At 56.4% G+C, this 25,962-nt stretch carries 25 protein-coding genes; 16 read left to right on the top strand and 9 right to left on the bottom strand.

Annotation, left to right across the window (positions count from 1 at the left end):
* The first annotated feature begins 221 nt into the window (after positions 1-221).
* From C0560_RS00900 to trmL, 8 genes are all read left to right on the top strand, one after another.
* Positions 222-2,132, top strand: a complete 1,911-nt coding sequence (locus tag C0560_RS00900; protein ID WP_102105050.1) for a PTS mannitol transporter subunit IICBA — start codon at positions 222-224, stop codon at positions 2,130-2,132.
* A gap of 83 nt (positions 2,133-2,215) precedes the next feature.
* Entirely contained in the window at positions 2,216-3,379 is a 1,164-nt protein-coding gene (gene mtlD, locus C0560_RS00895) for a mannitol-1-phosphate 5-dehydrogenase (protein ID WP_248859433.1), read from the top strand.
* A complete protein-coding gene (gene mtlR / locus C0560_RS00890; RefSeq protein WP_102105052.1) occupies positions 3,376-3,966 on the top strand; it encodes a mannitol operon repressor MtlR in 591 nt (196 codons plus the stop codon). Before mtlD ends, mtlR begins: the two co-directional genes overlap by 4 nt.
* Before the next feature lie 57 nt (positions 3,967-4,023).
* Positions 4,024-4,386, top strand: coding sequence for a YibL family ribosome-associated protein (locus tag C0560_RS00885; protein WP_100778172.1), 363 nt, complete (start codon positions 4,024-4,026; stop codon positions 4,384-4,386).
* Positions 4,387-4,653: 267 nt separating this feature from the next.
* Positions 4,654-6,309 carry an L-lactate permease gene (lldP, locus tag C0560_RS00880; protein ID WP_123429691.1) on the top strand — a complete coding sequence of 552 codons (1,656 nt, stop codon included), beginning with the start codon at positions 4,654-4,656 and terminating at the stop codon, positions 6,307-6,309.
* Entirely contained in the window at positions 6,306-7,079 is a 774-nt protein-coding gene (gene lldR / locus C0560_RS00875) for a transcriptional regulator LldR (RefSeq protein WP_100778174.1), read from the top strand. The genes lldP and lldR overlap by 4 nt, the downstream gene beginning before the upstream one ends.
* The gene (lldD, locus tag C0560_RS00870; RefSeq protein WP_100778175.1) at positions 7,076-8,263 is read left to right on the top strand and encodes an FMN-dependent L-lactate dehydrogenase LldD; all 1,188 of its coding nucleotides are present in this window, start codon (positions 7,076-7,078) and stop codon (positions 8,261-8,263) included. Before lldR ends, lldD begins: the two co-directional genes overlap by 4 nt.
* A 39-nt stretch (positions 8,264-8,302) precedes the next feature.
* Positions 8,303-8,776, top strand: coding sequence for a tRNA (uridine(34)/cytosine(34)/5-carboxymethylaminomethyluridine(34)-2'-O)-methyltransferase TrmL (gene trmL / locus C0560_RS00865; RefSeq protein ID WP_100778176.1), 474 nt, complete (start codon positions 8,303-8,305; stop codon positions 8,774-8,776).
* Between the two features lie 37 nt (positions 8,777-8,813).
* Here trmL and cysE read toward each other — a convergent pair whose 3' ends face one another.
* The 5 genes from cysE to C0560_RS00840 all read right to left on the bottom strand — a co-directional run bounded on the left by cysE (position 8,814) and on the right by C0560_RS00840 (position 11,928).
* A complete protein-coding gene (gene cysE / locus C0560_RS00860; RefSeq protein ID WP_059180464.1) occupies positions 8,814-9,635 on the bottom strand; it encodes a serine O-acetyltransferase in 822 nt (273 codons plus the stop codon).
* Positions 9,636-9,714: 79 nt separating this feature from the next.
* On the bottom strand, positions 9,715-10,734 hold the full coding sequence (gene gpsA / locus C0560_RS00855) for an NAD(P)H-dependent glycerol-3-phosphate dehydrogenase (RefSeq protein ID WP_107702519.1): 1,020 nt from the start codon (positions 10,732-10,734) through the stop codon (positions 9,715-9,717).
* Positions 10,734-11,201 (bottom strand): protein-export chaperone SecB, encoded by a 468-nt coding sequence (secB, locus tag C0560_RS00850; RefSeq protein ID WP_100778178.1) that lies wholly within the window; start codon positions 11,199-11,201, stop codon positions 10,734-10,736. The genes gpsA and secB overlap by 1 nt, the downstream gene beginning before the upstream one ends.
* 33 nt (positions 11,202-11,234) lie before the next feature.
* Positions 11,235-11,483: a glutaredoxin 3 gene (grxC, locus tag C0560_RS00845; protein WP_248859431.1), complete on the bottom strand. Its 249-nt coding sequence runs from the start codon at positions 11,481-11,483 to the stop codon at positions 11,235-11,237.
* A 13-nt stretch (positions 11,484-11,496) separates the two neighbouring features.
* Entirely contained in the window at positions 11,497-11,928 is a 432-nt protein-coding gene (locus tag C0560_RS00840; protein ID WP_095280187.1) for a rhodanese-like domain-containing protein, read from the bottom strand.
* Positions 11,929-12,176: 248 nt separating this feature from the next.
* Here C0560_RS00840 and gpmM point away from each other — a divergent pair, with 248 nt between their 5' ends.
* From gpmM to C0560_RS00825, 3 genes are read left to right on the top strand one after another with little or no spacing between them, the layout of a single operon-like run.
* Positions 12,177-13,721 (top strand): 2,3-bisphosphoglycerate-independent phosphoglycerate mutase, encoded by a 1,545-nt coding sequence (gpmM, locus tag C0560_RS00835; protein WP_123429693.1) that lies wholly within the window; start codon positions 12,177-12,179, stop codon positions 13,719-13,721.
* Positions 13,722-13,754: 33 nt separating this feature from the next.
* Positions 13,755-15,014, top strand: coding sequence for a murein hydrolase activator EnvC (gene envC, locus C0560_RS00830; protein WP_231275396.1), 1,260 nt, complete (start codon positions 13,755-13,757; stop codon positions 15,012-15,014).
* A 3-nt stretch (positions 15,015-15,017) separates the two neighbouring features.
* A complete protein-coding gene (locus C0560_RS00825) occupies positions 15,018-15,959 on the top strand; it encodes a divergent polysaccharide deacetylase family protein (protein WP_248859430.1) in 942 nt (313 codons plus the stop codon).
* Here the strand turns inward: C0560_RS00825 and C0560_RS00820 are convergent, their stop codons facing one another.
* The 3 genes from C0560_RS00820 to kbl all read right to left on the bottom strand — a co-directional run bounded on the left by C0560_RS00820 (position 15,960) and on the right by kbl (position 19,134).
* The gene (locus C0560_RS00820) at positions 15,960-16,760 is read right to left on the bottom strand and encodes a glycosyltransferase family 2 protein (protein WP_248859428.1); all 801 of its coding nucleotides are present in this window, start codon (positions 16,758-16,760) and stop codon (positions 15,960-15,962) included. It lies immediately after the preceding gene.
* 142 nt (positions 16,761-16,902) lie between these two features.
* Positions 16,903-17,928, bottom strand: coding sequence for an L-threonine 3-dehydrogenase (tdh, locus tag C0560_RS00815; protein ID WP_100778184.1), 1,026 nt, complete (start codon positions 17,926-17,928; stop codon positions 16,903-16,905).
* A 9-nt stretch (positions 17,929-17,937) separates the two neighbouring features.
* Entirely contained in the window at positions 17,938-19,134 is a 1,197-nt protein-coding gene (gene kbl, locus C0560_RS00810; protein WP_107702526.1) for a glycine C-acetyltransferase, read from the bottom strand.
* A gap of 215 nt (positions 19,135-19,349) precedes the next feature.
* Between kbl and rfaD the strand changes: the two genes are divergently transcribed.
* The 5 genes from rfaD to C0560_RS00785 all read left to right on the top strand — a co-directional run bounded on the left by rfaD (position 19,350) and on the right by C0560_RS00785 (position 24,636).
* A complete protein-coding gene (gene rfaD / locus C0560_RS00805) occupies positions 19,350-20,291 on the top strand; it encodes an ADP-glyceromanno-heptose 6-epimerase (protein WP_100778186.1) in 942 nt (313 codons plus the stop codon).
* Positions 20,292-20,397: 106 nt separating this feature from the next.
* Complete coding sequence (gene rfaF, locus C0560_RS00800) at positions 20,398-21,444, top strand: ADP-heptose--LPS heptosyltransferase RfaF (RefSeq protein WP_102105063.1); 1,047 nt, start codon at positions 20,398-20,400, stop codon at positions 21,442-21,444.
* Between the two features lie 3 nt (positions 21,445-21,447).
* Complete coding sequence (gene rfaC / locus C0560_RS00795) at positions 21,448-22,434, top strand: lipopolysaccharide heptosyltransferase RfaC (RefSeq protein ID WP_248859426.1); 987 nt, start codon at positions 21,448-21,450, stop codon at positions 22,432-22,434.
* Positions 22,427-23,530, top strand: coding sequence for a putative lipopolysaccharide heptosyltransferase III (rfaQ, locus tag C0560_RS00790; protein ID WP_100778189.1), 1,104 nt, complete (start codon positions 22,427-22,429; stop codon positions 23,528-23,530). Before rfaC ends, rfaQ begins: the two co-directional genes overlap by 8 nt.
* Positions 23,527-24,636, top strand: a complete 1,110-nt coding sequence (locus C0560_RS00785) for a glycosyltransferase family 4 protein (protein ID WP_248859424.1) — start codon at positions 23,527-23,529, stop codon at positions 24,634-24,636. The genes rfaQ and C0560_RS00785 overlap by 4 nt, the downstream gene beginning before the upstream one ends.
* Here C0560_RS00785 and C0560_RS00780 read toward each other — a convergent pair.
* The gene (locus C0560_RS00780; RefSeq protein ID WP_248859423.1) at positions 24,618-25,718 is read right to left on the bottom strand and encodes a glycosyltransferase family 4 protein; all 1,101 of its coding nucleotides are present in this window, start codon (positions 25,716-25,718) and stop codon (positions 24,618-24,620) included. The genes C0560_RS00785 and C0560_RS00780 overlap by 19 nt on opposite strands.
* Between the last annotated feature and the right edge of the window lie 244 nt (positions 25,719-25,962).

Below are 25,962 nucleotides of genomic sequence, written 5' to 3'. Positions count from 1 at the left end.
TTTTTTTACACACCATATTTGTGACGAAGATCACTTCAATTTTAGCCCCACCCCCTACATTTACGTGATTGAGATCACAAAAAATTTCACTATCTGGACAGTTGAACGATTCAGTGCCAGATTTCACAGCATCAGAACAGGGCTCGGCTACCTCTGCCGCCGCACATTAACGATAAACCTCGGGCCGCAAGCCTAAGCGTAAACAGAAGAAGGGGTGTTTTATGTCATCCGATATCAAGATCAAAGTGCAAAGCTTTGGTCGTTTCCTGAGCAACATGGTGATGCCAAATATCGGCGCGTTTATCGCGTGGGGTATCATCACTGCGTTATTTATTCCGACAGGGTGGTTGCCGAACGAAACGCTGGCGAAACTCGTTGGCCCAATGATTACCTATCTGCTGCCACTGCTCATCGGTTATACCGGTGGTCGTCTGGTTGGCGGCGATCGCGGCGGTGTGGTCGGTGCTATCACCACCATGGGCGTTATCGTCGGTGCGGATATGCCGATGTTCCTCGGTGCGATGATTGCAGGTCCTTTAGGCGGCTGGGCAATTAAGAAATTTGACGTCTGGGTTGATGGCAAGATCAAATCCGGCTTCGAAATGCTGGTGAACAACTTCTCCGCTGGCATCATCGGTATGATCCTGGCGATTCTGGCATTCCTGGGTATCGGTCCTGCGGTTGAAGTGCTGTCGAAAGTGCTGGCTGCGGGCGTTAACTTCATGGTCGTTCACGACATGCTGCCGCTGGCCTCTATCTTTGTAGAACCAGCGAAAATCCTGTTCCTGAACAACGCGATCAACCACGGTATCTTCTCACCGCTGGGTATTCAGCAGTCCCATGAACTGGGCAAATCCATCTTCTTCCTGATTGAAGCTAACCCAGGTCCGGGTATGGGTGTTCTGCTCGCGTACATGTTCTTCGGTCGCGGCAGCGCTAAACAGTCTGCTGGCGGCGCGGCTATCATCCACTTCCTGGGCGGTATCCACGAAATTTACTTCCCATACGTGCTGATGAACCCACGTCTGATCCTGGCCGTTATCCTCGGCGGTATGACTGGCGTGTTCACTCTGAGCGTGCTGGGCGGCGGTCTGGTTTCTCCTGCATCTCCAGGTTCTATCCTGGCGGTTCTGGCGATGACGCCAAAAGGTGCCTACTTCGCTAACATCGCGGCAATCTGCGCGGCAATGGCAGTCTCCTTCGTGGTTTCCGCTATCCTGCTGAAAACCAGCAAAGTGAAAGAAGAAGACGATATCGACGCTGCGACCCGTCGTATGCAGGATATGAAAGCCGAATCTAAAGGCGCTGCAACGCCGCTGACTGCGGGCGACGTCTCTAACGATCTGAGCCACGTGCGTAAAATCATCGTAGCCTGTGATGCCGGTATGGGTTCAAGCGCAATGGGTGCTGGCGTGCTGCGTAAAAAAGTCCAGGATGCGGGCCTGACCAACATCTCCGTGACCAACAGCGCAATCAACAGCCTGCCACCAGATGTCGACCTGGTCATCACGCACCGCGATCTGACAGAACGTGCGATGCGTCAGGTTCCACAGGCACAACACATTTCACTCACGAACTTCCTCGACAGCGGCCTGTACTCTAGCCTGACCGAGCGTCTGGTGGCGGCACAGCGTCACACCGACAACGAAGTGAAAGTCCGTGATAGCCTGAAAGACAGCTTTGATCCAAACGACAGCCACCTGTTCCGTCTGGGCGCTGAAAACATCTTCCTCGGCCGCACCGCGAGCCACAAAGAAGAAGCGATCCGCTTTGCAGGTGAGCAGTTGGTGAAAGGCGGTTACGTCGAGCCAGAATATGTTGATGCGATGCTGGCGCGTGAGAAACTGACGCCAACGTATCTGGGTGAATCCATCGCGGTGCCACACGGTACGGTTGAAGCGAAAGATCGCGTTCTGAAAACCGGCGTGGTGTTCTGTCAGTACCCGGCAGGCGTGCGCTTCGGTGAAGAAGAAGACGACATCGCCCGTCTGGTGATTGGTATCGCCGCTCGCAACAACGAGCACATCCAGGTGATTACCAGCCTGACCAACGCTCTGGATGATGAATCCGTCATCGAGCGCCTGGCACAGACCACCAGCGTTGAAGAAGTGCTGGCGCTGCTGAACAAGTAACAGCGTCCTATCCCCTCTCCCTTTCGGGAGAGGGTTAGGGTGAGGGAAATGCCTCACCCCAGCCCTCTCGGGTAAAAACATTGATGAAGGTTAATACTATGAAAGCATTACATTTTGGCGCAGGTAATATCGGTCGTGGTTTTATCGGCAAACTGCTGGCAGACGCGGGCATTACGCTGACATTCGCCGATGTGAATCAAGTGGTGCTCGACGCCCTGAATGCCCGTCATAGCTACCAGGTTCACGTCGTGGGCGAAAACGAGCTGGTGGAAACCGTCTCGGGTGTGAATGCCGTCAGCAGCATTGGCGAGGACGTTATTGACCTGATCGCCAGCGTTGATCTGGTGACCACCGCCGTCGGTCCGGTTGTGCTTGAGCGTATCGCCCCTGCCGTCGCGAAAGGTCTGTCAAAACGTAAAGCCCAGGGCATCACCACGCCGCTGAATATCATCGCCTGTGAAAACATGGTGCGCGGTACCACGCAGCTGAAAGGCCACGTTCTGGCCGCCGTCGCCGACGAAGATAAAGCCTGGGTCGAAGAGCACGTTGGCTTTGTCGATTCCGCCGTGGACCGTATCGTCCCGCCGTCTGAATCCGCCACTCACGATCCGCTGGAAGTGACCGTTGAAACCTTCAGCGAGTGGATTGTTGATAAAACTCAGTTCAAAGGCCCGCTGCCGACGATCCCGGGTATGGAATTAACCGATAACCTGATGGCATTTGTCGAACGCAAACTCTTCACGCTGAACACCGGGCATGCTATAACCGCGTACCTCGGAAAATTGGCCGGTCATCAGACCATTCGTGATGCGATTCTCGATGAGAAAATCCGTGCGGTGGTAAAAGGTGCGATGGAAGAGAGCGGCGCGGTCCTGATCAAACGCTACGGTTTTGATGCCGAGAAGCATGCGGCATACATTCAGAAAATCCTCGGTCGTTTTGAAAACCCGTATCTGAAAGATGACGTTGAGCGCGTCGGCCGTCAGCCGCTGCGTAAACTGAGCGCCGGCGATCGCCTGATCAAACCGCTGCTGGGCACGCTGGAGTACGACCTGCCGCACGCCAACCTGGTAAAAGGGATTGCGGGGGCCATGCACTATCGCAGCGAGCAGGACCCACAGGCGCAGGAGCTGGCTCAATTGATCGATACCAAAGGCCCGCAGGCGGCACTTGCCGAGATTTCAGGGCTTGAGGCCAATAGTAGCGTGGTTGTGGAGGCGGTTAACGCATATAACGCAACCAAATGATTCAGGATCAGGCGCAGGTTCTCCTGCGCCCGAACGACAGATTGTCAGATATGCAGGCAATAATGGAACAAACCCAGGCCTTTGAAAACCGTGTGCTTGAGCGTCTGAATGCTGGCAAAACCGTACGAAGTTTCCTGATTGCCGCCGTCGAGTTACTCACCGAGGCGGTGAATATTCTGGTACTTCAGGTGTTCCGCAAAGACGACTACGCGGTAAAATATGCTGTAGAACCGTTACTGGACGGCGACGGACCGCTGGGCGATCTGTCGGTTCGCCTGAAGCTCATTTATGGCCTCGGCGTCCTCAGCAGGCCCGAGTATGAAGACGCGGAACTGCTGATGGCCCTGCGCGAAGAGCTAAATCACGACGGTAATGAGTACGCTTTTACCGACGATGAAATTCTCGGGCCGTTTGGCGAATTACACTGCGTCACCGCCCTGCCGCCGGCACCGCATTTTGATAACAGCGATCCTGAACTGTATGCGATGCAAAAGCTTCGTTATCAACAGGTTGTGCGTTCTACGATGGTCCTTTCCCTGACTGAGCTGATTTCACGAATCAGCTTAAAAAAAGCGTTTCAGAAGTAACCCTGCGCACATTGGTGTATCCTTCCCTTAATTCCCCCGTTTTTAGAGCTATATGTGATGAAAGAAGTCGAAAAGAACGAAATTAAACGCCTGAGCGATCGCCTGGATCTGATCCGCCACCAGCAGGCTGATATGTCGCTGGTTGAGTCCGCTGAGAAATACGCTGAGCTGGAAAAAGAGAAAGCGACGCTAGAAGCAGAAATCGATCGTCTGCGTGCCGTGAAAGGCCACAAGCTGAGCAAAGAAGCGCAGAAGCTGATGGACATGCCGCATCGCCGTGCGATCACCAAAAAAGAACAGGCCGACATGGGCAAGCTGAAAAAAAGCGTGCGCGGCCTGGTGGTTGTGCACCCGATGACCGAACTGGGCCGTGAAATGGGCCTGAAAGAGATGACCGGCTTTTCGAAGACGGCGTTCTGATTTAGCTGCCGGGTAGCGCCATGCTTACCCGGCCTGCCCCCTCCCCTTAAAATTGGCCCAACCAATCCCCTGACCAATACTTCCCTGGTTCACACTTCCATTATTTCTGCTCACAAAATCATTGCCCATCCATAACATTTGATTAACCATTTGTTGTCATTACCCCTACATCACACTATTGGCAGGACCACTTTTACACAGACTGTGACGCTGAGATGAGCGCAGACTCACCGCGAAGCGGAATGTGTGGTCCTCAGGAGACCTGCAATGAGCCTCTGGCAACAAAACTACGATCCGGCCGGTAACATCTGGCTGTCGAGCCTGATCGCATCGCTACCGATTCTGTTCTTCTTCTTCGCGCTGATTAAGCTCAAGCTGAAGGGCTATCTCGCCGCCACCTACACCGTCGCGATTGCGCTGGTGGTAGCGCTGTTCTTCTACAAAATGCCGGTCGATCACGCCCTGGCGTCGGTGGTGTATGGTTTCTTCTACGGATTGTGGCCAATCGCCTGGATCATCATCGCGGCGGTGTTTGTTTATAAAATCTCGGTGAAGACCGGGCAATTCGACATCATTCGCTCGTCGATTCTCTCCATTACCCCGGATCAGCGCCTGCAAATGCTGATTGTCGGTTTCTGCTTCGGCGCGTTCCTTGAAGGGGCGGCGGGCTTTGGTGCGCCGGTGGCGATCACCGCTGCGCTGCTGGTGGGTCTCGGCTTTAACCCGCTGTATGCTGCGGGCCTATGCCTGATCGTTAACACCGCTCCGGTAGCCTTCGGCGCGATGGGGATTCCTATTCTGGTCGCCGGGCAGGTCACCGGTTTAGACAGCTTCGAAATCGGCCAGATGGTGGGGCGTCAGCTGCCGTTCCTGACCATTATCGTGCTGTTCTGGATTATGGCGATTATGGACGGCTGGCGCGGCGTGAAAGAGACCTGGCCTGCGGTGGTGGTTGCAGGTGGTTCGTTTGCTATCGCCCAGTATCTCAGCTCGAACTTTATCGGCCCGGAACTGCCGGACATCATCTCGTCGCTGGTATCGCTGGTCTGTCTCACCCTGTTCCTGAAGCGCTGGCAGCCGGTGCGCATCTTCCGCTTTGGCGATATGGGCGCGGCGCAGGTCGATCAGACTCTGGCACGCACCCATTACACTGTCGGCCAGATTGTGCGTGCCTGGTCGCCGTTCCTGTTTCTGACCGCGACGGTCACCCTCTGGAGCGTCCCGCCGTTCAAAGCGCTGTTCGCCCCTGGCGGCGCGCTCTACGACATGGTGATTAACATCTCCGTGCCGTTCCTCGACAAAATGGTTGCCCGCATGCCGCCGGTCGTTCACGAAGCGACGCCGTATGCTGCGGTCTATAAGTTCGACTGGTTCTCTGCAACCGGCACGGCGATCCTGTTTGCGGCGATTCTTTCTGTGGTGTGGCTGCGCATGAAACCGGCGGCGGCTATTCAGACATTTGCCAGCACGTTGAAAGAGCTGGCGCTGCCCATTTACTCTATCGGTATGGTGCTGGCGTTCGCGTTTATCTCGAACTACTCCGGTTTGTCATCGACGCTGGCGTTAGCCCTGGCCCATACGGGGCACGCCTTCACCTTCTTCTCGCCGTTCCTCGGCTGGCTGGGCGTGTTCCTGACCGGTTCCGATACGTCATCCAACGCCCTCTTTGCCGCGCTTCAGGCGACCGCCGCGCAGCAGATTGGTGTTTCGGACGTGCTGCTCGTCGCAGCGAACACCACCGGCGGCGTGACCGGCAAAATGATCTCCCCGCAGTCCATCGCCATTGCCTGTGCAGCGGTGGGACTGGTGGGTAAAGAGTCGGACCTGTTCCGATTTACCGTCAAACACAGCCTGATTTTCACCTGCATGGTGGGCGTGATTACCACGCTTCAGGCCTACGTCTTAACCTGGATGATTCCATGATAGTGATGCCCAGACGCCTGTCCGACGAGATTGCCTCTCGCGTGCGGGCGCTGATTGAAGAACAACAGCTGGAAGCGGGCATGAAATTGCCCGCGGAACGCCAGCTGGCGGCGCTGCTTGGCGTGTCGCGTAATTCACTGCGCGAAGCGCTGGCGACGCTGGTCAGCGAGGGCGTGCTGCTCAGCCGTCGCGGCGGCGGGACCTTTGTCCGCTGGCAGCACGACGACTGGTCCGAGCAAAATATCGTTCAGCCTCTTAAAACGCTGATGGAGAACGATCCGGATTACAGTTTCGATATCCTCGAAGCCCGCCATGCCATTGAAGCCAGCACCGCCTGGCACGCGGCGATGCGCGCGACGGACGCCGACAAAGAGAAGCTGAAAGCCTGCTTTGAGGCGACGCAGAGCGATAACCCGGATATCGCCTCGCAGGCGGACGTACGTTTTCATCTCGCCATCGCCGAGGCCTCACACAACGTGGTGCTGCTGCAAACCATGCGCGGCTTTTTCGATCTGCTGCAATCCTCTGTTAAGCAGAGCCGCCAGCGCATGTATCTCGTCCCACCGGTCTTTGCCCAGCTCACGGAGCAGCATCAGGCCGTCCTCGACGCCATTCTGAAGGGCGACGCCGACGCCGCGCGTAAAGCGATGATGGCCCATCTCGGTTTCGTCCATACCACCATCAAACGATTCGATGAAGATCAGGCCCGACAGGCGCGCATTACCCGCCTGCCCGGCGATCATGATATTTCCAGGGAGAACAAAGCATGATTATTTCCGCAGCCAGTGACTATCGCGCAGCGGCGCAGCGCATCCTGCCACCATTCCTGTTCCACTACATCGACGGCGGGGCGTATTCCGAATACACCCTGCGCCGCAACGTGGAGGATCTGTCCGAAGTGGCGCTGCGCCAGCGTGTGCTGAAAAACATGTCCGATCTGAGTCTGGAAACGAAGCTGTTCAACGAGACGCTGTCGATGCCTGTGGCTCTGGCACCCGTTGGCCTGTGCGGGATGTACGCTCGTCGCGGTGAGGTGCAAGCGGCGGCGGCGGCTGATGCTAAAGGTATCCCGTTTACGCTCTCGACAGTCTCCGTGTGTCCGATTGAAGAGGTGGCACCGACCATTAAGCGTCCGATGTGGTTCCAGCTGTACGTCCTGCGCGACCGCGGCTTTATGCGTAACGCCCTTGAGCGTGCCAAAGCGGCAGGCTGTTCAACGCTGGTGTTTACGGTCGATATGCCGACGCCGGGCGCCCGCTATCGCGATGCCCACTCGGGTATGAGCGGCGCGAACGCGGCCATGCGTCGCTACTGGCAGGCGGTCACCCATCCGCAGTGGGCGTGGGATGTGGGCGTCAACGGTCGGCCACACGATCTGGGGAATATTTCGGCGTACCTCGGTAAACCGACCGGGCTGGAGGATTATATCGGCTGGCTGGCGAATAACTTTGATCCGTCGATCTCGTGGAAAGATCTGGAATGGATCCGCGAGTTCTGGGACGGCCCGATGGTCATCAAAGGCATTCTCGACCCGGAAGATGCACGCGATGCGGTGCGTTTTGGCGCAGATGGTATTGTGGTGTCGAACCACGGCGGTCGTCAGCTTGACGGCGTGCTCTCCTCCGCGCGCGCACTGCCGGCCATCGCCGACGCGGTGAAAGGCGATATTGCGATTCTGGCCGACAGCGGCATCCGCAACGGGCTGGACGTGGTGCGCATGATTGCCCTCGGCGCTGACAGCGTGCTGCTGGGCCGGGCATATCTGTATGCGCTGGCGACGCATGGCCAGGCTGGCGTGGCTAATCTGCTGAACCTTATCGAAAAAGAGATGAAAGTGGCGATGACGCTGACCGGGGCTAAAACCATCGGTGAGATCAGCAAGGATTCGCTGGTGCAGGAGCTGAGTAAATTACCGGCGGCTCTGGCACCATTGGCGCGAGGGGACGCGGCGTAGGGAAAGTGGTATCCTGCCCCCGCATTTTAAGGGGGCAGCATGCTTAACATCGTTTTATTCGAACCAGAAATTCCACCGAATACCGGGAATATCATCCGCCTGTGCGCCAACACCGGTTTTCGTTTGCATATTATCGAGCCAATGGGTTTTGCGTGGGATGACAAACGCCTGCGCCGTGCCGGGCTGGATTATCACGAATTTACCGCCGTGGTCCGCCATCACGATTACGCCGCGTTTGTGGAAGCCGAAAAGCCGCAACGTATGTTTGCCCTGACGACGAAAGGCACGCCTGCACACAGTGCGGTGAGCTATCAGGAAGGCGATTATCTGATGTTTGGTCCGGAGACGCGCGGGCTGCCTGCCACTATCCTTGACGCCCTGCCTGCTGAGCAAAAAATCCGTATTCCGATGATGCCGGACAGCCGGAGCATGAACCTGTCGAACGCGGTGTCGGTGGTGGTGTACGAAGCCTGGCGCCAGCTGGGGTATGCTGGCGCGGTATTACGAAGCTGATGTTGTCGGGTAGCGGTTCGCTTACCCGCGCGAAGTTTTAAATCCCGTCGCCATACTCAAAGGTATGGTGGATACCGTTGAAGTGCTGATCCATATCCATCGCGGGTTTATCGCTCTCTGGCTTGCCAACGATACGCGCTGGCACGCCAGCGGCGGTGGTATGCGGTGGAACAGGTTGCAGCACCACGGAACCGGCGCCGATTTTCGCGCCGCGCCCCACTTCGATATTGCCGAGAATTTTCGCGCCCGCGCCAATCATCACACCTTCACGGATCTTCGGATGGCGATCGCCGCTGGTTTTACCGGTACCCCCGAGGGTGACGGACTGCAGAATCGACACGTCATCTTCGATCACCGCCGTCTCCCCGACGACAATTCCCGTGGCGTGGTCGAGCATGATCCCGCGACCAATTTTCGCCGCCGGGTGGATATCGACCTGGAAAGTGACGGAAACCTGGTTCTGCAAGAAGATCGCCAGCGCGCGGCGGCCCTCATTCCACAGCCAGTGGCCGATACGGTAGGCCTGCAAGGCGTGGAAGCCTTTCAGGTACAGCAGCGGCGTTGAATATTTATCGACGGCCGGGTCACGCGTGCGCACGGCCTGAATATCACAGGCGGCGGAGGCGATCATTTCAGGGTCAGCGGCATACGCTTCTTCCACCACTTCGCGAATAGCGATCGCGGGCATAATGGAGGACGCCAGTTTATTGGCGAGCATATAGCTCAGGGCGCTGCCGAGGTTTTCATGCTTGAGTAGCGTCGCGTGGTAGAAACTGGCCAGCATTGGCTCGCAGTCGGCCAAAGCCCGGGCTTCGGCTTTAATATTGTTCCAGACGATATCCAGTTCTTCACACGGCATTGCATACTCCAGGCGGTATCATAATGACCGGCCAGTTCTGCGCCAGCCGGGTCATTCAGGTGACTAAGGTTCCCTGCGATTAACTACTACTGCGCTCGTCCTTGCGTGAGCGACCTAACAGCGTTAATGCTGCCTCGCGCGCATTTTTTCCGCAATACAATACCTGATAAATTTCCTCGGTTATTGGCATTTCGACACCAAAACGGTGCGCCAATTCCCGAACTTCTTTGGTATTGCGATAGCCTTCAACCACCTGACCAATCTTCTCCTGCGCGCCGATCACGTCCATGCCCTGTCCAAGCATCATGCCGAAACGGCGGTTGCGAGACTGGTTATCGGTGCAAGTCAGCACCAGATCGCCTAAACCGGCCATCCCCATAAAGGTGGCAGGATCGGCGCCCAGCGCGGTCCCGAGACGAGACATTTCAGTCAGCCCACGGGTGATCAGCGCTGTACGCGCGTTGGCGCCAAAGCCGATACCGTCGGACATCCCGGCACCAATCGCGATGACGTTTTTCACCGCGCCGCCCAGCTGAACACCGATAAAATCGGGATTGCTGTAGACGCGGAAGCTCTTACCGCAATGCAGCAAATGCTGGAGATCGTCGGAGAAGGTCTGATCGGTCGATGCCAGAGAGATGGCCGTTGGCAGGCCTGCGGCCAGCTCTTTGGCAAACGTCGGCCCGGAGATCACGGCGAGCGGAATGTCATCACCCAGAATTTCGCGGGCGACATCCTGCAAGAGACGTCCGGTTTCCGCTTCCAGCCCTTTCGTCGCCCACACAATGCGCGCATCCGGGCGCATCAGCGCCTTGATCTGGTGCAGCACCTGGCCAAAGACATGGCTCGGCACAACCACGAGAATATTGCGGCTGGCGGCAAGCGCGGTGGCAAGATCGCTTTCGAGATGCAGCGAATCAGGGAAAGGCACGTCAGGAAGAAACGCCACGTTGCAGCGGTCGTGTTGCAACGTCGCGATATGTTTGGGATCGTGGCCCCAGAGAACCACTTCGTGACCATTTCTTGCCAGAGTGATGGCAAGAGCGGTGCCGTAAGAGCCGGCACCGATCACAGTCATTGACGCATTAACTGTACTCATCAGGCATCCTGATGTTGGTCAGTACCTTCGCCAGCTTGCTGCTGCAGATAGTTCATGAACAGCGCATCAAAGTTTACTGGCGCAAGGTTCAGTTGCGGGAATGTACCGCGGGATACCAGGCTGGTGATGCATTCGCGAGCATACGGGAACAGGATGTTCGGGCAGTATGCACCCAGGCAATGCGCCAGCTGATTACCTTCGATACCGCCAACGGAGAAGATACCGCCCTGCTGTACTTCGCACAGGAATGCAGTTTCTTCGCCCAGCGCAGCGGTAACGGTCACGCGCAGCACAACTTCATACACGTCTTCTGCCAGTTGGGTAGAAGCAGTATCAAGATCAAGTTTAACCTCTGGCTGCCAATCTTTCTGGAAAACGTGTGGCGCATTTGGAGCTTCGAAAGAGACATCTTTGGTGTAGATGCGCTGGATCTGGAAACTCATTTCGTTGTTGTTTTGTTCTGACATGGAAATACCCTTTTTAATTGTCCTAAAACGCTATCACAGCAGGGGATCGAGCCCGCCGCGTGCATTCAGCGCATACAAGTCATCACAGCCGCCAATGTGCTGCGCATCAATAAAAATCTGCGGAACCGTCGTGCGGCCACTACGTTTGATCATCTCTTCACGTTTTGCCGCATCGCCATCAATGGGCAGTTCCTGGAAAGTTACCCCTTTGCTGTTTAGCAGCGCTTTTGCACGATGGCAAAACGGGCAGGTCGCTTTGGTGTAGATTTCAATATTGGCCATCACGTCGTTCCTCTTATTTACCGCGAACTAAAGGCAGATTCTCACCGCTCCAACCAGAGACGCCGTCTTTCAGTACGAAGACTTTATCGAAGCCAGCTTTGGTGAGTGCGCTCGCTGGGTCCTGAGCCTGCATGCCGGTACCGTCAACAACGATAATCGGTTTGTCTTTATGCTTTTCCAGCTCGCCAAGATTGTTGGCTTTGATTTCTGTTGGCAGCAGGTTAATAGATCCTGCAATGTGCCCTTTACGGAAATCATCACGCTGGCGCAGATCCACAACGACCGCGTCTTCTTTGTTGATGAGGCGCGTTGCTTCGCCACGGGTAATAACCTTAACTTTAGACGTAAGGCCTTTAAACGTGGTGAACAGCACAGCGGCCAGTAAACCAATCCACGCGATACTGAGTACTGGGTGGCGGCTAACAAATTGCATAATTTCTTGCATGGGGGGTAACAACTCCCGACGTAGTGATTAAAAAAACCAGGACAGGAGTATACCTGTGCGTTGTGGCAAATACAGCCAGCGAGAATAAGCTAATCCATTTTCTGCGGCATGCCACGAAAAAAAAGCGTCAAAATGAGCATACCCGCCGCCTGTCCCCTCCCTTTCTTTGATCTTCTGCGGCTATTTTATCGATTCAGCTGTAGTAAAATTACGCAAATTTTTTGTCTCTTGAGCATGAGGTTGTCGCAATGTCGGTTTCTAAAAAACCTATGGTACTGGTGATTCTGGATGGTTATGGCTATCGTGAGGACAGCCAGGATAACGCCATTTTCAACGCTAAAACCCCGGTCATGGATGCGCTGTGGGCAAAACGTCCGCATACCCTGATTGACGCTTCTGGCCTGGAAGTTGGCCTGCCAGACCGTCAGATGGGCAACTCCGAAGTGGGACACGTCAACCTGGGCGCCGGTCGTATCGTCTATCAGGACCTGACTCGCCTGGACGTTGAAATTAAAGAACGTACTTTCTTCACCAACCCGGTGTTGACCACCGCCGTTGATAAAGCGGTCAACGCGGGCAAAGCCGTCCACATCATGGGCCTGCTCTCTGCCGGTGGTGTTCACAGCCACGAAGATCACATCCTGGCGATGGTTGAGATGGCTGCCGAACGCGGCGCAGAAAAAATCTATCTGCACGCTTTCCTCGACGGCCGCGACACCCCACCGCGCAGCGCGAAATCCTCCCTGCAAACCTTTGAAGAGAAATTTGCTGAACTGGGCAAAGGCCGCGTGGCGTCTATCATTGGCCGCTACTTCGCAATGGACCGCGACAACCGCTGGGACCGCGTTGAGAAAGCCTACGACCTGATGACCCAGGCAGCAGGCGAATTCCAGTTTGATACCGCTGTTGCCGGTCTGGAAGCCGCTTACGCGCGCGATGAAAACGACGAATTCGTGAAAGCGACCGTGATCCGTGCTGAAGGCCAGGACGATGCCGCAATGGAAGACGGCGATGCGCTGATCTTCATGAACTTCCGCGCTGACCGTGCGCGCGAAATCACCCGCGCTTTCGTGAACGCGGATTTCGACGGTTTTGCCCGTAAAAAAGTCGTGAACCTCGACTTCATCATGCTGACCGAATACGCCGCAGACATCAAAGTCCCTTGCGCGTATCCACCAGCATCGCTGGCAAACACCTTCGGCGAGTGGATGGCGAAGAACGACAAAACGCAGCTGCGTATTTCTGAAACAGAAAAATATGCGCACGTGACCTTCTTCTTCAACGGCGGTGTTGAAGAGCCGTTCAAAGGCGAAGACCGCATTCTGATCAACTCTCCGAAAGTGGCGACCTACGATCTGCAGCCAGAAATGAGCTCTGCTGAACTGACCGAGAAACTGGTTGCGGCAATCAAAAGCGGTAAATACGACACCATCATCTGTAACTACCCGAACGGCGATATGGTCGGGCATACGGGCGTGATGGAAGCCGCGGTGAAAGCGGTTGAAGCGCTGGACCACTGCGTTGACGAAGTGACCCAAGCGGTCGAATCCGTCGGTGGCCAACTGCTGATTACAGCTGACCACGGTAACGCAGAACAGATGCGCGATCCGTCTACCGGACAGGCGCACACAGCACACACCAACCTGCCTGTTCCGCTGATTTATGTGGGTGAGAAATCTCTGAAAGCAGTGGAAGGCGGCAAGCTTTCTGACATCGCGCCAACCATGTTGACGCTGATGGGTATGGAAATCCCGCAAGAGATGACTGGCAAGCCGCTGTTCATCGTGGAATAATCCCTCCCCATGAGGGGAAAGGCGATTTTTTCAATCACATGGGTCGTGAAGCCGTTACGGTTATCAGTCAGGCCTCTGCTTTACGCCAGCGCACTCAGCGCTGGCGTATTGCTGTGCGCCGCATCCGCCCACGCTGACGATCGCGATCAGCTCAAATCTATTCAGGCCGATATCGCCGCCAAAGAGCGCGCGGTACGCCAGCAGCAACAGCAACGCGCCTCACTGCTTGCACAGTTAAAGCAGCAGGAGGAAGCGATCTCCGCCGCCGCGCGCAAACTGCGCGAAACGCAGAACACCCTTTCCGTGCTGAACAAGCAAATCGATGAGATGAATGCGTCGATTGCCAAACTGGAACTCCAGCGAGCCACTCAGGAACGTAACCTTGCAGCACAGCTCGACGCTGCGTTTCGTCAGGGCGAGCACACCGGCATTCAGCTGATTCTCAGCGGGGAAGAGAGCCAGCGCGGGCAGCGCCTGCAGGCCTATTTCGGCTATCTGAACCAGGCACGCCAGGAGACCATCGCGCAGTTGAAACAGACGCGCGAAGAGGTCACCTCGCAGAAAGCCGAGCTGGAAGAGAAGCAAAGTCAGCAGCAGACCCTGCTTTATGATCAGCAGGCGCAGCAGGCGAAGCTGGAGCAGGCGCGGAACGAACGTAAGAAAACCCTCTCCGGGCTTGAATCTTCCATTCAGGAAGGCCAGGCGCAGCTGGGTGAAATGCGCGCCAACGAATCAAAACTGCGCAACAGTATTGCTCGCGCAGAAGCCGCCGCCCGGGCACGCGCCGAGAAAGAGGCCCGCGAAGCGCAAGCCGTAAAAGACCGTCAACAGGAAGCCTCCCGCAAAGGCTCGACCTACAAGCCAACGGAAAGCGAGCGCTCGCTTATCTCACGTACCGGCGGATTAGGCGCCCCACGCGGACAAGCCTACTGGCCCGTGCGCGGCTCTATTTTGCATCGCTATGGCGAACAGCTGCAGGGTGAGCTACGTTGGAAGGGTATCGTGATTGGCGCGTCGGAAGGCAGTGAAGTCAAAGCGATCGCCGATGGCCGCGTGATCCTCGCCGACTGGCTGCAAGGCTACGGCCTGGTGGTGGTGGTTGAGCACGGGAAAGGCGACATGAGTCTTTACGGCTACAACCAAAGCGCGCTGGTCAGCGTCGGCACTCAGGTCCGTGCAGGACAACCCATCGCCCTTGTGGGCAGCAGTGGCGGTCAGGGCCGCCCGTCACTCTATTTCGAAATTCGTCGCCAGGGTCAGGCGGTCAATCCACAGCCGTGGTTGGGAAGATAAGTTTTGCTTCAATTTCGTCGTCTTGTTCTCTCCGTCGTCAGTGCACTGGCGCTGGCTTCACCGGTTTACGCAGGCAAATTAGCCATCGTCATTGATGACTTTGGCTATCGTCCGCACAACGAGAATCAGGTGCTGGCGATGCCGTCGGCCATCTCCGTCGCCGTTTTACCCAATGCACCGCACGCGCGTGAAATGGCGACCAAAGCCCACAACAGCGGGCATGAAGTGCTTATCCACCTGCCGATGGCGCCGCTGAGCAAACAACCGCTGGAAAAAGACACCCTGCGTCCGGAGATGAGCAGCGACGAGATCGAGCGCATCATTCGCGACGCCTACGGCAAAGTGCCGTTTGCAGTCGGGCTGAATAACCACATGGGCAGCGCCATGACCTCGAGCCTGTTCGGGATGCAGAAAGTGATGCAGGCGCTAGAGCGCTACAACCTCTATTTTCTCGACAGTATGACCATCGGCAATAGCCAGTCTATGCGCGCCGCGCAGGGCACGGGCGTGAAAGTGATTAAGCGCAAAGTGTTCCTTGATGACACCCAGAACGAAGCCGATATTCGCTTCCAGTTTAATCGCGCCGTCCAGTTGGCTCGCCGCACGGGCTCCGCAATCGCCATTGGCCACCCGCATCCGTCAACGGTGCGCGTCTTGCAGCAAATGCTGCCGACGCTGCCATCAGACATCACGCTGGTCCGCCCAAGCAGCCTGCTGAACGAACCGCAAGTGGATACGTCACGGCCAAACACTTCCACGCCAGGCAGCAAACCACGCACGGAGCCTAAAAATCCATTCCGTGGCGTACAGATTTGCAAACCGAAACAGCCGCCTGAGCCGGTCTATGCGACCCGATTCTTCACAGTGATTGGTGAGAGCGTCAGCCAAAGCTCGCTGGTGACTTACTTCCAGCACCAGTGGCAGGGCTGGGGTAAGAAAGCGTAATTATTCCGTGAGATGAGAGTCCGCCGGCTTTTTCGCCACGGACTCTTTTTGATCCTGGTGCTGATACCAGGCTTTGAAATATTTCAGGAAGCTGTACGAACTGGCATACAACCCCGTCACGATCCCCACTTTTCCTTGCCGCCATGCGCCGCTCAGCAGATACCATTTAAAGAACGCGCCGATACCGCTGACCACTCCGCGCACGATAGAAGGCCGCACATTCTGATATTTCACCAGCCGGGACGTGTAGCTATTCAGCTTATTGAACACTTCATGAAGAGTGTAAAACGTGTCGTGACGAACCCGTCCTGGCATTTTGATTGCCTTAAGCGCGCCTTCCACTTTGTCATCGACCGGACGGTGATTAAACCGGGCATGTGTACGATTGAACAGACGCACCGGGAAGTCTGGTGAAGAGACGGGATAAATGGTCCGAACTTCTTCACCCAGTACGTGCCAGTAGCGCGGAATACGCCAGGCCTGATCTGCGGCAGGTTCATCGTCCGCTTTGAGCGCCAGAATGAAATCAACCAGCTCAGCGTCGAGGATCTCATCGCTGTCCATGCACAGCACCCAGTCGTTTGTCGCCAGATCAATTGCATGATTCATCTGCGCGCCGTGCATTGCATAGGGGTGGTAGTGGGTGGTAAGGCCGTATTCGCGGCAGATATCCAGCGTGGCATCCGTACTCCCGGAATCAACCACGACGAATTCATCCGCCACGGTGAGCAGCGGTGGCAGGACTTCACGCAGCAGACGCGCTGAGTTACAGGTCAATAAACAAACGGTAAGCTTGAACATAGGCACTGTAAAAGTAAATGAAACCTAAACAAACTTTATAAGCGTGTGGTTAAAAAAGCGAAGTAAAAATCGAAATAATCTGATTGCGGATACAAGAAGTGTGAAAGAGTCAAAAAAAAAGCGCCCGCAGGCGCTTTCATGTTTAATCCCAGCTCAGGATCACTTTCCCGGACTGGCCCGAGCGCATCGCGTCGAAGCCTTTCTGGAAATCATCGATGCCGAAATGGTGCGTAATGATTGGCGTCAGATCCAGACCGGACTGGATCAGCGCAGCCATTTTGTACCAGGTTTCAAACATCTCACGGCCATAAATGCCTTTGATGAACAGACCTTTAAAGATGACTTTGTTCCAGTCGATAGACATATCTGACGGCGGAATACCCAGCATCGCGATACGGCCACCGTGGTTCATGGTATCGAGCATAGTGCGAAACGCAGGCGGTGCGCCGGACATCTCCAGTCCCACATCGAAGCCTTCGGTCATGCCAAGCTCGGCCATCACGTCGCTCAGGTTCTCTTTCGAGACATCCACTGCGCGAGTCACGCCCATTTTGCGCGCCAGAGACAGGCGGTATTCGTTCACATCGGTGATCACGACATTCCGCGCACCCACATGTTTCGCCACCGCTGCGGCCATAATGCCGATTGGGCCTGCGCCTGAGACCAGCACATCTTCACCCACTAAATCAAACGACAGCGCTGTGTGAACCGCGTTGCCGAACGGGTCGAAGATCGAAGCCAGGTCGTCAGAGATGTTGTCCGGAATTTTGAAAGCATTAAACGCCGGGATCACCAGATATTCAGCGAAACAACCCGGACGGTTAACGCCTACGCCCACAGTGTTACGGCACAGATGGGTGCGTCCACCGCGACAGTTACGGCAGTGACCGCAGGTGATATGGCCTTCACCGGAGACGCGATCGCCGATTTTGAACCCCTTCACTTCCTGGCCGATACCGACCACTTCGCCGACGTATTCATGACCAACCACCATCGGAACCGGAATGGTTTTTTGCGACCACTGATCCCAGTTGTAGATGTGAACGTCGGTACCGCAAATGGCGGTTTTACGAATTTTGATCAGCAGATCGTTATGACCGACTTCCGGCTCCGGCACGTCGGTCATCCAAATCCCTTCTTCCGCTTTCAGTTTGGATAACGCTTTCATCACACGTCCTCAGGCAATCACGCCCAGTTGTTTGCCGATGCGGGTAAAGGCTGCCACCGCACGCTCGATTTGCTCAGGTGAGTGCGCCGCAGACATCTGGGTGCGGATACGCGCCTGACCTTTTGGCACCACCGGGAAGAAGAACCCGGTGACGTAAATCCCCTCTTTTTGCAGCTCGCGGGCAAAGTTTTGCGCCACAACCGCGTCACCTAACATCACCGGGATAATCGCGTGATCGGCACCTGCCAGCGTAAAGCCTGCAGCGGTCATTTTTTCGCGGAACAGACGCGCGTTAGACCACAGGCGATCGCGCAGCTCAGCGCCCGACTCCACCATCTCCAGCACTTTAATGGAGGCAGAGACAATCGCCGGTGCCAGAGAGTTAGAGAACAGATACGGACGGGAGCGCTGGCGCAACCATTCGACCACTTCCTTGCGCGCTGCGGTATAGCCGCCGGACGCGCCGCCGAGCGCTTTGCCCAGCGTACCGGTGATGATGTCCACGCGACCCATCACGTCACAATATTCGTGGGAACCGCGACCGTTTTCACCGACAAAACCGACCGCGTGAGAGTCATCGACCATCACCAGCGCATCGTATTTGTCTGCCAGGTCGCACACGCCTTTCAGGTTGGCAATCACGCCGTCCATGGAGAACACGCCGTCGGTGGCGATCAGCACGTGACGCGCACCGGCTTCACGCGCCTCTTTCAGACGCGCTTCCAGCTCCTGCATGTCGTTGTTGGCATAGCGGAAACGCTTCGCTTTACACAGACGCACGCCGTCGATAATCGAAGCATGATTCAGGGCATCAGAGATAATCGCGTCTTCCGCACCCAGCAGGGTCTCGAACAGACCGCCGTTGGCGTCGAAGCAGGAAGAGTAGAGAATTGCATCTTCCATCCCGAGGAACGCCGCCAGCTTGCTCTCAAGCTGTTTGTGGCTGTCCTGCGTGCCACAGATAAAGCGCACGGAGGCCATACCAAAACCGTGGGTGTCCATGCCGTTTTTGGCAGCGGCAATCAGCTCAGGGTGATTCGCAAGACCTAAGTAGTTGTTCGCGCAAAAGTTGATCACCTTGCTGCCGTCAGCGACGGTGATATCCGCCTGCTGCGCAGAAGTGATAATACGTTCTTCTTTGAACAACCCTTCCGCGCGGGCGGTCTCCAGGTCGTTGTTTAACTGTTTGTAAAAATCACCACGCATTGCAATTCTCCAGACTCGGCAAATTTCGGCACATATTACCCAAACCTATACGTCGATACGAGATGACGCATCATCAGTTATCGTTTTTGCAGCATAAATCACGTGTACCCCTGCTGCATATCGGTGAATGGCTGAAGGGGCGCCATACTAATGATATGATATGAATATTAGTGTTCGGGACTGGCCCCGAACTCCACACTACAAAGGTTACCGTTATGATCATCGTTACCGGCGGCGCGGGCTTTATTGGCAGCAATATTATCAAGGCCCTCAATGACAAAGGCATCACCGACATTCTGGTCGTGGACAACCTGAAAGACGGCACCAAGTTCGTGAACCTGGTCGATCTGAACATCGCCGACTACATGGATAAAGAAGATTTCCTGATCCAGATTATGGCAGGTGAAGAGTTCGGCGAGATCGAAGCCATCTTCCACGAGGGTGCCTGCTCCTCCACCACCGAGTGGGACGGCAAGTACATGATGGATAACAACTATCAGTACTCCAAAGAGGTTCTGCACTACTGCCTGGAGCGTGAAATTCCGTTCTTGTACGCCTCTTCTGCGGCGACCTACGGCGGCCGTACCTCCGACTTTATTGAATCACGCGAATACGAACAGCCGCTGAACGTCTACGGCTACTCCAAATTCCTGTTCGACGAATACGTGCGTCAGGTTCTGCCGGAAGCCAACTCCCAGATCGTGGGCTTCCGCTATTTCAACGTCTACGGACCGCGTGAAGGCCATAAAGGCAGCATGGCGAGCGTGGCGTTCCACCTGAACACGCAACTGAACAACGGCGAAAGCCCGAAACTGTTCGAAGGCAGCGACGGCTTCAAACGCGATTTCGTCTATGTGGGTGATGTGGCGGCAGTGAATCTGTGGTTCTGGGAAAACGGCGTCTCCGGCATCTTCAACCTGGGTACCGGCCGTGCGGAATCCTTCCAGGCGGTAGCTGACGCGGCGCTGGCCTACCATAAAAAAGGCAGCCTCGAGTACATTCCGTTCCCGGAAAAACTGAAAGGCCGTTACCAGGCGTTCACTCAGGCCGATCTGACCAATCTGCGTGCTGCGGGCTACGATAAGTCGTTCAAGACCGTTGCCGAAGGCGTAACGGAATATATGGCCTGGTTAAACCGCGATTCACAAACTCATTAAGCGGTAACAAGGCTGCATCTGAGTGCATCCCCAGGAACATAGGATAACTATGTGACTGAGGTGAATGCAGGCAGCCAACGCTGAGACCGTTTGAAGGATGAAGTGAATGAAAATACTGGTGATTGGTCCGTCATGGGTGGGCGACATGATGATGTCGCAAAGTCTCTATCGCACGCTCAAGGCGCGCTATCCCCAGGCGATAATCGACGTGATGGCACCCGCGTGGTGCCGTCCGTTATTGTCGCGGATGCCGGAAGTGAACGAAGCGATCCCCATGCCGCTCGGCCACGGGGCGCTGGAAATTGGCGAGCGTCGCAAGCTCGGGCATAGCCTGCGCGAGAAACGCTACGACCGCGCGTTTGTTCTGCCGAACTCTTTTAAATCTGCCCTGGTGCCTTTCTTTGCGGGCGTCCCGCACCGCACCGGCTGGCGCGGCGAGATGCGCTACGGTCTGCTCAACGATGCCCGTGTGCTGGATAAAGAGGCCTGGCCGTTAATGGTCGAGCGTTACGTGGCGCTGGCGTATGACAAAGGCGTGATGCGTACAGCGAAAGATCTGCCTCAGCCGCTCCTGTGGCCGCAGTTGCAGGTGCACGACGGCGAAAAATCGCAAACGTGTAATGCGTTTGACCTTTCGGCGGAACGCCCGATGATCGGCTTCTGCCCTGGGGCAGAATTCGGCCCGGCAAAGCGTTGGCCGCACTATCACTACGCCGAGCTGGCAAAACAGCTGATCGACGAAGGCTATCAGATCGTGCTGTTCGGTTCGGCGAAAGACCACGAAGCGGGCAACGAAATTCTCGCCACCCTGAGTAACGAACAGCAGGCCTGGTGCCGCAATCTGGCAGGGGAAACTCAGCTGGAGCAGGCGGTTATCCTGTTGGCGGCCTGTAAAGCGGTCGTCACCAACGATTCGGGGCTGATGCACGTCGCCGCCGCGCTAAACCGCCCGCTGGTCGCGCTGTATGGCCCAAGCAGCCCGGATTTCACACCGCCTCTGTCCCATAAAGCGCGTGTGATTCGCCTGATCACCGGCTATCACAAGGTCCGCAAAGGCGATGCGGCAGAAGGCTATCACCAGAGTCTGATCGACATTACGCCCCAGCGTGTCCTCGATGAACTCAACGATCTGCTGTTGAACGATGAAGGATAACGAATGCGGGTCTTGATCGTGAAAACCTCTTCTATGGGCGATGTCCTGCACACGCTGCCGTCTCTGACGGACGCGATGCGCGCCATCCCCGGTATTCGTTTTGACTGGGTGGTGGAAGAGGGCTTCGCGCAAATCCCCACCTGGCACGAGGCGGTAGACCGGGTTATCCCGGTGGCGATTCGCCGCTGGCGCAAAGCCTGGTTCTCCGCACCGATTAAAGCTGAACGCAAAGCCTTTCGCGAGGCGGTGCAGGCCCAGCGCTACGATGCAATCATCGACGCCCAGGGCCTGGTTAAAAGCGCCGCACTGGTGACGCGCCTGGCGCATGGCGTCAAACACGGTATGGACTGGCACAGCGCCCGCGAACCGCTGGCGAGCCTGTTCTACAACCGCCGCCACACCATCGCTAAACAGCAGCACGCCGTTGAGCGCACGCGCGAGCTGTTCGCTAAAAGCCTCGGCTACGCCAAGCCTGAAATCCAGGGCGATTACGCTATCTCGCAGCACTTCTTAACGGGATCGCCCCATGACGCTCAGCCTTACCTGATCTTCCTCCACGCCACAACGCGCGACGACAAGCACTGGCCAGAATCTCACTGGCGGGAACTGATCGGGCTGCTCGGCCACACAGGCTTGCGGATAAAACTCCCGTGGGGCGCGCCACACGAAGAGGCGCGGGCCAAACGGCTGGCGGAAGGATTTGATTACGTCGAGGTTCTGCCACGCATGCAACTCGATGGCGTTGCACAACAGCTGGCGGGGGCGATCGCGGTGGTTTCTGTGGATACGGGGCTAAGTCACCTGACGGCGGCACTCGATCGTCCTAATATTACGCTTTACGGCCCAACCGATCCGGGCCTTATCGGCGGCTACGGAAAAAATCAAACTATCTGCCGCCCGGAACATTCATTGCAGCTGAGCGACCTCAGCGCCGCTGCGGTTTTTGCGCAATTAGAGCCTTTGCTGGCAGCAGAGAGAGCCTATGTCTGATTTTTTCTCAGCGGAGCGTCCGCCAAAACGCGTGCTGATCATCAAGCTGCGTCACCACGGTGACGTCCTGCTGACCTCACCGGTCTTTACCGTATTGAAAAAAAACTGGCCGGACGTGGAAGTCGATGCCCTGGTGTATGACGATACCCAGGCGATGCTCACCAGCCATCCGTATATTGACCAGGTGCATACCATTGGCCGCAACTGGCGCAAGCAGGGGTGGTTTGCCCAGCTCCGCCTGTACCGTGCGCTGCTCAAAACGCTGAAAGCGCGTCACTACGACGTGCTGATTAACCTCACCGAACACTGGCACGGCGCGCGTCTGGCGCGTCGTCTGAAACCGCGCGTCTCCGTGGGCTTTAAGCCGGAGAAACGCAGCGGGCTGGCGCGTCGTCGCTGGGTGAAATCCTTCACCACGCTGTATCCAGCGATTCAGGATAACAGCCGTCACATGGTGGAGGTGAACCTCGACGCCCTGCGTCGAATCGGAATTCACCCGCAAAACGATGACGATAAACATACGCTGTTTGTGCCAGGCGACGCGGCGGAAGCCTCAATCGCGGAAAAACTGGCCGGTTTTGGCCTTGCCAGCAAATCCTATATTCTGGTGCACCCGACCTCCCGCTGGATGTTCAAAGCCTGGGATATCAAAAAGCTGGCGGCCACCATCGACAACCTCGCCTCGCGCGGGCTGCCGATTATCCTCTCGGCTGCACCGTCGAAAGAGGAGTCGGCCTATATGGATGAGCTGCGGGCTGCGCTCAGACAACCGGTGTTTGATTTAAGCGGGCAGCTGAATCTGAAAGAGTTGGGCGCCCTGATGAAACACGCGCGGATCTACTTCGGCGTCGACTCAATGCCGATGCACCTCGCGAGCGCCGTTGGCACGCCAACCGTGGCGATTTTCGGCCCGACAGGGGCGATCAAATGGGCGCCGTGGGGCGTGAACTATCGCGTCATCACCGCCGGAATGACTTGCCAGCCGTGTGGCAAAGCAGGCTGTGGCGATGGCGGCGTGTCGGACTGTATTACGGCGATTACGCCTCAACAGGTCCTGAGCGCCATTGATACGCTGCTGCTGGACTCTCCGGCATGAAACTGGCGATCGTCCGACAAACCTATAACCCCAACGGTGGCGCGGAGCGTTTTGTCTCCCGCGCGCTGAACGTACTGGCGCAGGATACGGCGCTGGATGTGACGCTGATTGCCCGCCAGTGGGAAGACGCTGCCGGCTGGAACACGCTGACGGTAAATCCGCCGTTTCGTAACCGTCTGACCCGTGAATCCGGCTTTGCTGACGCCGCCGCCGCGCAGTTTACGCAGTTCGATATCGTGCAAAGCCATGAGCGCATTCCGGGCGCGACGATTTTCCGCGCGGGCGATGGTGTTCACGCCACCTGGCTTGAGCAATACAGTCGCATTTTGTCGCCGCTGGCGCGCTGGGCGCAGTCCCTGAGCCGCTATCATCGCTATATTTTGCAGGCAGAAACGCAGATGTTTATCCATCCGCAGCTGCGCAAAGTGATCTGCAACTCGAAGATGGTGCGCGACGATATTGCTCGCCGCTTTGCGCTGCCGGACGATAAATTGACGGTGATTTATAACGGCGTCGACACCCAACATTTCTCGCCCGACGTGCGCGCACTCTCCCAGCGTGATGCGTGGGGCATTCCACGTCATGCGCCGGTGCTGGCGTATGTCGGGTCCGGTTTCAGTCGCAAAGGGGTGGCTACTGCCCTGCGCGCCATTGCGCCGCATCCTGACGTCTGGCTGGTGATCGCCGGACGCGATAAACATGCCCGTAAATTCGAAAAGCTGGCTCAGACCCTCGGTGTGGTATCCCGCGTACGTTTTCTGGGACCGGTGGCCGATGTTCGCCAGGTATACGGCACCGCCGATGCGCTGATCCTGCCGACCCTTTACGATCCGTTCCCGAATGTCTGCGTCGAAGCGCTGGCCTGCGGTCTGCCGCTAATGACCAGCCACGGCTGCGGTGCGGCGGAGTGGATCGAAGAGGGCGTTAACGGCTGGGTACGTGATGCCCTCGACAGTAACGGCTATCAACAGGTCGTCGGCGAATGGCTTAAAGGGCGAGAACTCGGGCGGGACTATTCAGCAGCGGCGCGTGCCACTGCTGAACCTTACACCCTTGAGAGAATGGCGAAAGAGCTACAGTCGCTCTATCACGATTTGCTGCGCTGAGCGGCATCGGAAAAAACCTTCTCCATCGCATCCAGCATGCATTCGCGCGTAAAATGGGCGCACAGGTAGTCATATCCCTGCTGCGCCAGCGTCTCGCGAAGAGGCGCGTCGTTATACAGTTTCTCAATCGCCCCTTGCAGCGCAGACTCATCACGCTGAGCAATCAGTAATCCCGTTTTGCCGTCGATCACCGCATCCGCTGTACCACCCGCATCGGTGGCTATGGTCGCGATACGTGAGGCCAGCGACTGCAATACTCCCTGCGGCACCCCTTCCATATCGTGCGATGGGCTAAGGGCAATATCAAATGCCGGGAACCAGCGCTCCGGGTCGCTGCGATGCCCGGCCATGAGCACGCGCTGCTGCAACCCCAACGCGGTGATTTCCTGCTCCAGCGTCGCCTTGTGTGGCCCCTCACCGACGATCGCCAGTTTAATACGCGGGTTATCGATCTTCGCCAGAGCGCGCAGCAGCACGCTGTGGCCTTTGTTCGGGCGCAGATGCGAGACCACGCCGAGCCAGAAATCATCCTGCGTTAAACCGCAATGCTCACGGGACTGCTGTTTATCAGCAGGATGAAAACGCTGGGTATCTACCCCACTGGGCACCGATGTGCTCTGTGCCATCGGCACACCAATATCAGCCACCTGATGGCGAAGCGCCTCGCCCGTGGTCACAATATGGGCGCAGGCTTTGCGAAACAGCCAGCGGGTCGTCCAGTTGTTACGTGGAACGCCCGACGCATGGCGAGTTCGTACCAGCGGGACGGGATTCGAGAGAGTCAGGTTGGCGAGCGCCACCAGCCAGGTATCCGCAGAATTGTGACTATTGATGACATCTATAGATTTTCGGTTGTCTTTCAACCAACGACGCAGCAACTGCAGATTTTTGAAATTTTTGCGCTTCAGCGGCATCATCACTACCGTCAGCCCCGCTTCACGGGCCAGGGCGTGCAGCGGCGCTGTTTCCGGGCAGAGAATGGTCACCTGATGGCCGCGATGAATAAGCCCTAATGATTCGTTGATAATGCGCAGCGGCTGCCCGCCTTTGCCACCATCTGCTTCAGTGTGAACAATATGCATACATTTCCTGTGAATGGGCTGTAACCGGACTCATACGGGCATTATATACATTGCCAGCAACGGAATGCACAAAGTCAGCATTAAGCGGGAAATCACGGATTATTCTTGCTTACAAACATAGTCCTTCTGTAGTTAAGGTATTTGTGGTACTTTTCCCACGCTTTTATTCCCATCGGATATCCGTGGAATTATCGTATAGCATTGTTAACTAACCGGTATAAAAGCCTAAATCCTTAACCAGTAC

It is taken from the genome of Lelliottia sp. AC1 (assembly GCF_023278595.1).
Classification (GTDB): domain Bacteria; phylum Pseudomonadota; class Gammaproteobacteria; order Enterobacterales; family Enterobacteriaceae; genus Enterobacter; species Enterobacter nimipressuralis.
This window is presented reverse-complemented; position numbering and strand designations above follow the sequence as displayed.